The sequence below is a fragment of the Thermoactinomyces sp. CICC 10735 genome (assembly GCF_016055175.1).
Taxonomy (GTDB): Bacteria; Bacillota; Bacilli; order Thermoactinomycetales; family Thermoactinomycetaceae; genus Thermoactinomyces; species Thermoactinomyces vulgaris.
Genome location: NZ_JAECVT010000020.1, coordinates 1 through 604, shown reverse-complemented (window position 1 = coordinate 604; position 604 = coordinate 1). Strand labels below are relative to the sequence as shown.

Below are 604 nucleotides of genomic sequence, written 5' to 3'. Positions count from 1 at the left end.
AAATGGTGGAAAATCCCTTTGACTACAACGACCTGAAAAAATTGATCAACGATGAACTGAACCAAAAGTGAGTGGGAAAAAGATGAAGAGGTTGTTAAATACGTACGGTATTTATTTTGCTTGGATAGTGGCGATTGTGGCAACCGGAGGTAGCCTCTTCTTCAGTGAAGTGCTTGGTTTCATCCCCTGTACATTGTGCTGGGTGCAACGAATTTTTATGTACCCGCTGGTGATTCTGCTGGGAATTGCCTCCTATCGCACGGACCGGAATATCATTCCATATGTTTTGCCATTAACCATCATCGGTGGGTGTGTTTCCCTGTATCATTATCTGGAGCAAAAAGTGCCGGCTCTGGCGAAAGTGGCCTCCTGTCAGGTCGGAGTCCCTTGCACCCAGGAGTGGATTAACTGGCTTGGATTTATTACGATTCCGTTTTTGGCGCTCATCGCATTTATCCTGATTACTCTGTTTCTTTCCTTTGCCAGAACAGAAAGCGAATAATTGGGTGATGGGGGTTACCATCTGTCCAACCATCCAACCATTTTCTACATACATTAGTAGTGAACTGGATAAGAAAGGAGACAGATCGGTGCCATGAACAAA

Annotated in this window: 1 protein-coding gene; it reads left to right on the top strand. The window is 44.7% G+C overall.

The window, feature by feature from the left end; genetic code table 11:
- Positions 1–82 precede the first annotated feature (82 nt).
- Positions 83–502, top strand: coding sequence for a disulfide oxidoreductase (locus I8U23_RS13345; protein WP_033102084.1), 420 nt, complete (start codon positions 83–85; stop codon positions 500–502).
- The last annotated feature ends 102 nt before the right edge of the window (positions 503–604 follow it).

Bases quoted from the DNA above. Each gene is read 5' to 3' on its own strand.
- I8U23_RS13345 (WP_033102084.1), top strand. From the start codon at position 83: ATGAAGAGGTTGTTAAATACGTACGGTATTTATTTTGCTTGGATAGTG.